Genomic DNA, 6636 nt, shown 5'->3' with positions numbered 1-6636 from the left:
CCGCCGATCCCGGACGCCGGCAGCCCCGGTCCGTCGAACAGGTCCGGGCCCTGCGGATAGCATCCGGCGCATGGAACTCACGGAGCAGGCGCCGAGCGCGACGGCGACCGGGCCGCGGCTGGAGTACGGGGTCGCGGACGGCGTGGCCACCGTCGTCATCAGCAATCCGGCCAAGCGCAACGCGATGACCGTGGACATGTGGGAGGCGCTGCCCGCCCTCCTGGAGTCGCTGGCCGGCGATCCGGCGGTACGGGTGCTGGTGCTCACCGGCGCCGGTGACACGTTCTGCGCCGGCGCGGACATCACCTCGCTCCGGGACCCCGCCGGGCGCCCGCAGGAGCTGGCGGTGCGGGCCGAGGAGGCACTGGCCGCCTTCCCCCGGCCGACGCTGCGTGGGCGGCGGCAGCCAGCTCGCGGCCGCCTGCGATCTGCGCTTCGCCGACCAAGGGGCGTCCTTCGGCGTCACCCCGGCCAAGCTGGGCGTCGTCTACCCGTCCTCGTCGACCCGGCGGCTGGTGGCGCTGGTCGGCCCGGCCACGGCGAAGTTCCTGCTGTTCTCCGGCGAGCTGATCGGTGCCGAGCGCGCGCTGCGCACCGGCCTGGTGGACGAGGTGCTGCCGGCGGACCTGCTGGCGGAGAGGGTACGGGCCTTCACTCGGGTGCTGGTGGCCCGTTCGCAGCTGACCCAGGACGCGGCGAAGGAGTTCGCCGGCGGACGCACCGACCGGGACACGTACTGGTCGGAGCGGGCGCGGGCGTGCGGCGACACCGCGGAGGGGGCCGCCGCATTCGTCGAGCGCCGCGCCCCCCGGTTCACCTACACGCCGGCCCCCGGCGGGGGCACGCCCGGCGAGCCGCCCGCGGCTACGTCAGGATGAAACGGCTCCTGGCGCGGAACTCCTCGACCAGAGCGGCCGGGGCCTTCTCCGGCGACCCGGCGTCGTAGGGCGGCCGGGGGTCGTACTCGGTCAGGAGCTGCACGGCCCGCGCGTGTTCGTCCCCCGCGATCCTGCCGAGCAGGGTCAGGCCCATGTCGATACCGGCGGAGACACCGGCGGCCGTGACGTACTTGCCGTCGAGGACGACGCGCTCGCCGGTCGGCTCGGCCCCGTACGTCCCGAGCGCGGAGAGGGCGAGCCAGTGCGAGGTGGCGCGCCGGCCGGTGAGCAGTCCGGCCGCGGCCAGCAGCAGCGAACCGGTGCACACGGAGGTCGTCCAGGTGCTGGTGGCGTCGGCCGTGCGCAGCCAGTCGAGCAGGACCTCGTTCTCCATCTGCGCGCTCTGGCCGGGGCCACCCGGCACGACCACCACGTCCGGGGCCGGTACGTCGGCGAGGGAGCGTCCGGCGACGAGGGCGAGGCCGTCGCTGTCGTTGCGCACGGCCCCCGTCCGCTCGGCGACGAAGACGGTCTCGGCGCCGGGTACGCGGCTGAGCATTTCGTAGGGGCCTACCGCGTCGAGTGCGGTGAAGCGGTCGAAGAGCACGATGGCGATCTGCACGGGGTTCCTCATGTCGTCGAAGAGGCGGGGTCGGGGTGCGGTCGGTCGGGCCGGGGGCGGAAGCGGCGGCGGTATTCGGCCGGGGCGGTGCCGAGCGCCTTGACGAAGGCGCGCCGCATGGCCTCCGGGGTGCCGTAGCCGCTGGCCCTGGAGATCCGGGCCACGCCGTCGGCGGTGTCCTCCAGGAGCCGGCGGGCCTGTTCCAGGCGTACGCGTTCGACGTAGCGGCCGGGGGTCAGCCCGGTCTCGGCCTGGAAGGCACGGGCGAAGTGGCGGGGCGAGAGCCTGGCCCGGGCGGCCAGCGCCTCCACCGAGAGGTCGGCGTCCGGGTGCTGGGTGATCCAGTGCTGGAGGTCCCGAAGGGGCTCCCGGGTGGCGGTCTGGGCGGTGAGCTGGGCGCTGAACTGGGCCTGGTTGCCGGGGCGGCGGAGGAAGACCACGAGGTGCCGGGCGACGGCGAGCGCCACCTCGCGGCCGTGGTCCTCCTCGACCAGGGCGAGCGCCAGGTCGATACCGGCGGTGACACCGGCCGAGGTGGCCAGCCGTCCGTCGCGTACGAAGATCGGGTCGGGGTCCACCTCCACCGCCGGGTGGTCCCGGGCGAGCCGGGCGCAGACGGCCCAGTGGGTGGTCACCCGGTGGCCGTCGAGCTGTCCCGCCTCGGCGAGCAGCAGGGCGCCGGAGCAGACGGAGACCAGCCGTCCCGCCCGCGGGGCGTGTGCGCGCAGCCAGGCGATCAGCTCCGGCTGGGGTTCCCGGGTGCCCTGGCCTCCCGGTACGAGCAGCAGGTCCGGCACCGCCGCGTCCTCGAGCGCGCCGTCGGGGAGGAGGGTGAGGCCGCTGGTGCAGCGGACGGCCGCCCCGCCCAGGGAGGCGGTGCGCAGCTCGTACGAGACCCCGGGGGCCCTGGACGCTCCGGCGAAGACCTCCATCGGGCCGCTCACGTCGAGGCTCTGGACGCCGTCGAAGAGGACGACGAGTACGGTGCGCTGCGTCATGGCCGCCATCCTGGCCGGGGCGGCGGGGCGGCCGCAATGACGGATCTCCCACCTTTCCTGCCATCACCGCGTCCGTGGCCGGCCTCCGTGCCGGGAACCGGCCCGAACTGCGGCGCCTCCACGTCCGCCCCGGGGTACCCGGCGTACCGACCAGTCGGTAACGTGTCGCCATGAGTACTCTTCCGCCGCGCGCCGGACGCCGCTGCCACAACGCCCTCAACCCGCTGCACTCCTCTGTCTACTTCTCCCCCGACCTGGGCAAGGAGTTCGGCGGGCTGGGCCTCGACGAACCCGGCGCCGTCTACTTCGCCGCCCGCGGCGCCGCGCTGGGCGCGGTGGGGCCGGGCACGGTCACGGCCACCTTCTACAACTTCAGCCACGAGCTGGTGGCCCGCCATCTGCCGGCCGTCTGGTCCGTGGTCACGCCCTCGGCGGCGCTCGACGCGCGGCTGCGAGCCGCCGACTCGACCCTGCGCCGGGTGCTCGGCGACGAGGTCGTCGCCTCCCCGGAGATGGCCGAGGCCGCACGGCTGGCCCTGCGCGCCACCGAGGGCTGCACCCGCCCCGCCAAGCCGCTGTACGCCGCGCACGCGGACCTGCCGGTGCCTGACGCACCGCACCTGGCGTACTGGCACGCGGCGATGCTCCTGCGCGAGCACCGCGGGGACGCCCACCTCGCCGCCCTGCTCTCGGCCGGCCTCGACCCGGTGGAGGCCCTGGTCAGCCACACGGCGACGGGCAAGGGCATGGTCCCCCGGTGGGTCATGGCGACCCGGGGCTGGCGGTCCGCCGACTGGGACGACGCGGTCGAGCGGCTGCGCGGGCGCGGCCTGCTCGACGGCGCGGGCGAGCTGACGGAGGCCGGCACGGCGCTCCGGTCCGGGCTGGAGGAGGCCACGGACCGGATGGACGCGGGGCCCTACGAGCACCTGGGCGCGGAGGGGGTGGAGCGGCTGACGGAGCTGGGCCGCGGCTTCCTGTTCACCGCGGCGGCGGCCGGGGCGTTCCCCGACGACCTGATCGGCAAGGGCTGAGCGCCCCGGAGGCGTGCACGGCGCGGATTCACGGGTCCGCGTTCGAGGAGGTCGCGCGACACGGCCCCCGGCCACCCGGCACAATGCAGGCGAAGGGGGTCACCCGGGTGTGGACCACCCCCGTGGCACAGCCAGCACAGCCAGTACGAGAAGGCGAGTCGGGAAAACCGTGACGACGTCCATCGAAGGCAGGATCGCCGAGGAACTCGGCGTACAGGAGCGTCAGGTGAAGGCGGCGGTCGAGCTGCTCGACGGCGGCTCGACCGTGCCGTTCATCGCGCGCTACCGCAAGGAAGCGACCCAGATGCTCGACGACGCGCAGCTGCGCACGCTCGAGGAACGGCTGCGGTACCTGCGGGAGCTGGAGGACCGCCGTACGGCGGTCCTCGACTCCGTACGCGAACAGGGCAAGCTCGACGAGGCCCTGGAGGCGCGGATCCGGGCGGCCGACACCAAGGCGCGGCTCGAGGACATCTATCTGCCCTTCAAGCCGAAGCGCCGGACGAAGGCGCAGATCGCACGGGAGCCGCTGGCCGACGGGCTGCTCGGCGACCCGTCCGTGGACCCGCTCGCGGCGGCGGCCTCGTTCGTCGACGCGGACAAGGGCGTGGCGGACGCTGCGGCGGCGCTGGAGGGCGCCCGCGCGATCCTGACCGAGCGGTTCTCGGAGGACGCCGACCTCACCGGTGAGCTGCGTGAACGCATGTGGACCCAGGGCCGGGTCGTGGCGAAGGTGCGGGACGGCAAGGAGGAGGCGGGCGCCAAGTTCGCCGACTACTTCGACTTCGCGGAGCCGTTCACCGCGCTGCCCTCGCACCGGGTGCTGGCGATGCTCCGGGGTGAGAAGGAGGACGTGCTCGACCTGGTGCTGGACCCGGAGGGCCCCGACGCGGCCGAGCGGCCGGGCCCGTCGGTGTACGAGAGCATGATCGCCCGCAGGTTCGGCGTCGCGGACCGCGGCCGGCCCGGCGACAAGTGGCTCGGCGACACGGTGCGCTGGGCCTGGCGCACCCGCGTCCTGGTCCACCTCGGCATCGACCTGCGACTGCGGCTGCGTACCGCCGCCGAGGACGAGGCGGTCCGGGTCTTCGCGTCGAACCTGCGCGACCTGCTGCTGGCGGCACCGGCAGGGACCCGGGCGACGCTGGGGCTCGACCCCGGTTTCCGTACGGGCGTGAAGGTCGCCGTGGTCGACGCCACCGGGAAGGTCGTCGCCACCGACGTCATCCACCCGCACGTACCGGCCAACAAGTGGGAGCAGTCCCTGGCCACGCTGGAGCGGCTCGCCCGGGAGCACCACGTCGAACTGATCGCCATCGGCAACGGCACCGCCTCCCGGGAGACCGACAAGCTCGCCGGGGAGCTGTGCGAGCGCCACCCGGAGCTGGGGCTGACCAAGGTCATGGTGTCGGAGGCGGGCGCGTCGGTGTACTCGGCCTCGGCCTTCGCCTCGCAGGAACTCCCCGACATGGACGTGTCGTTGCGCGGTGCCGTCTCGATCGCCCGGCGGCTCCAGGACCCGCTGGCGGAGCTGGTGAAGATCGACCCGAAGTCGATCGGCGTCGGCCAGTACCAGCACGACCTGTCCGAGGTGAAGCTGTCGCGTTCGCTGGACGCGGTGGTCGAGGACTGTGTGAACGGCGTCGGCGTCGACGTGAACACGGCCTCGGCGCCCCTGCTTTCGCGGGTGTCGGGCATCGGGTCGACGCTCGCCGAGAACATCGTGGCGCACCGCGACACCAACGGTCCGTTCGCCTCGCGGCGGGCGCTGAAGGACGTGGCGCGCCTCGGCCCGAAGGCGTTCGAGCAGTGCGCGGGCTTCCTGCGGATCAGGGGCGGTGATCCGCTGGACGCCTCCAGCGTGCACCCGGAGGCGTACCCGGTGGTCCGTACGATGGTGAAGCGGACGGGCGGTGACGTGGCCGCGCTGATCGGCAACACCGGTGTCCTGCGGTCGCTGCGGCCGGACGACTTCGTGGACGAGAAGTTCGGTCTGCCCACGGTCACGGACATCCTCAAGGAGCTGGAGAAGCCGGGTCGCGACCCGCGCCCGGCCTTCCGGACGGCGACCTTCAGGGAGGGCGTCGAGAAGATCGGCGACCTGGTCCCGGAGATGGTGCTGGAGGGGGTCGTCACCAACGTCGCGGCGTTCGGCGCGTTCGTGGACGTCGGCGTCCACCAGGACGGCCTGGTGCACGTGTCGGCGATGTCGCGGACGTTCGTCAAGGACCCGCGTGACGTCGTGAAGCCGGGTGACATCGTCAAGGTGAAGGTGATGGAGGTCGACATCCCGCGCAAGCGGATCTCGCTGACGCTGCGGCTGGACGACGAGGCCGCCGCGTCCGGCGGCGGTCAGGGGCCCCGGCGTGAGCGCGGCGGTGAGCGGCCTCCGCGGCAGCGGCAGGGCGGCCAGGGGCAGTCCGGCCAGGGGCAGCGGCAGGGCGGTTCCGGGCAGGGCCGTGACCGTCGCGGGGGCGGCGGTGGCGGTGCCTCCCGGCCCGTCGCCGCACCGGCCAACAGCGCGATGGCGGACGCGCTGCGACGCGCGGGGCTGACGGGCTCCGACCGGGGCGGCCGCAAGCGCTGAGGAACGACGGCGGCGGGCGGAGGGGACGCACCCGTCCCGGTCCGCCCGCCGCCGTCCTGGGCCGGCCGGGTCAGTCGGCCTCGACGACCTTGCCGTCGGCGACCCGGAGGCGGCGGGTGGTGCGGACGGCTTGGAGCATCCGCCGGTCGTGCGTGACCAGCAGCAGGGTGCCGGTGTACGCCTCCAGCGCCGACTCCAGCTGTTCGATCGCCGGCAGGTCCAGATGGTTGGTCGGCTCGTCCAGGACCAGCAGGTTGACCCCCCTGCCCTGGAGGAGGGCGAGGGCGGCGCGGGTGCGCTCACCCGGTGAGAGGGTGGTGGCGGGGCGCAGCACGTGCGCCGCGCGCAGCCCGAACTTGGCGAGCAGGGTGCGGACCTCGGCCGGTTCGGTCTCGGGGACCGCCGCGCAGAAGGCGTCCAGCAGGCTCTCCGTACCGTGGAACAGCTTGCGGGCCTGGTCCACCTCGCCGACGACGACACCCGAGCCGAGCGAGGCGTGGCCGGAGTCGAGCGGCAG

5 protein-coding genes and 1 pseudogene are annotated in these 6636 nt (G+C 74.2%); 3 read left to right on the top strand and 3 right to left on the bottom strand.

What is annotated here, in order from left to right; translation table 11 throughout:
* Positions 1 to 70 precede the first annotated feature (70 nt).
* Positions 71 to 878, top strand: a pseudogene (locus IH13_RS38700) (enoyl-CoA hydratase/isomerase family protein).
* Here IH13_RS38700 and IH13_RS0128545 read toward each other — a convergent pair.
* Together IH13_RS0128545 and IH13_RS0128540 are read right to left on the bottom strand one after the other, a co-directional pair.
* A complete protein-coding gene (locus IH13_RS0128545) occupies positions 865 to 1500 on the bottom strand; it encodes a DJ-1/PfpI family protein (protein WP_031088885.1) in 636 nt (211 codons plus the stop codon). The pseudogene IH13_RS38700 and the gene IH13_RS0128545 sit on opposite strands and share 14 nt — an antisense overlap.
* A gap of 8 nt (positions 1501 to 1508) precedes the next feature.
* Entirely contained in the window at positions 1509 to 2498 is a 990-nt protein-coding gene (locus IH13_RS0128540) for a GlxA family transcriptional regulator (RefSeq protein WP_051835962.1), read from the bottom strand.
* A gap of 170 nt (positions 2499 to 2668) precedes the next feature.
* On the opposite strand from IH13_RS0128540, the gene IH13_RS0128535 reads away from it, so the two are divergent.
* Both IH13_RS0128535 and IH13_RS0128530 read left to right on the top strand, forming a co-directional pair.
* Complete coding sequence (locus IH13_RS0128535) at positions 2669 to 3532, top strand: SCO6745 family protein (RefSeq protein ID WP_031088882.1); 864 nt, start codon at positions 2669 to 2671, stop codon at positions 3530 to 3532.
* 169 nt (positions 3533 to 3701) lie between these two features.
* Positions 3702 to 6119, top strand: coding sequence for a Tex family protein (locus IH13_RS0128530; protein WP_031088881.1), 2418 nt, complete (start codon positions 3702 to 3704; stop codon positions 6117 to 6119).
* Positions 6120 to 6189: 70 nt separating this feature from the next.
* On the opposite strand, the gene IH13_RS0128525 is transcribed toward IH13_RS0128530, so the two are convergent.
* Positions 6190 to 6636 (bottom strand): ATP-binding cassette domain-containing protein (locus IH13_RS0128525; RefSeq protein ID WP_031088880.1); only part of this gene is annotated, 447 nt, incomplete at its 5' end.

Source organism: Streptomyces sp. NRRL WC-3549, from assembly GCF_000721935.1.
GTDB lineage: Bacteria > Actinomycetota > Actinomycetes > Streptomycetales > Streptomycetaceae > Streptomyces.
The sequence above is the reverse complement of the archived record's forward strand: the minus strand, read 5'-3'. Positions and strand labels throughout refer to the sequence as shown.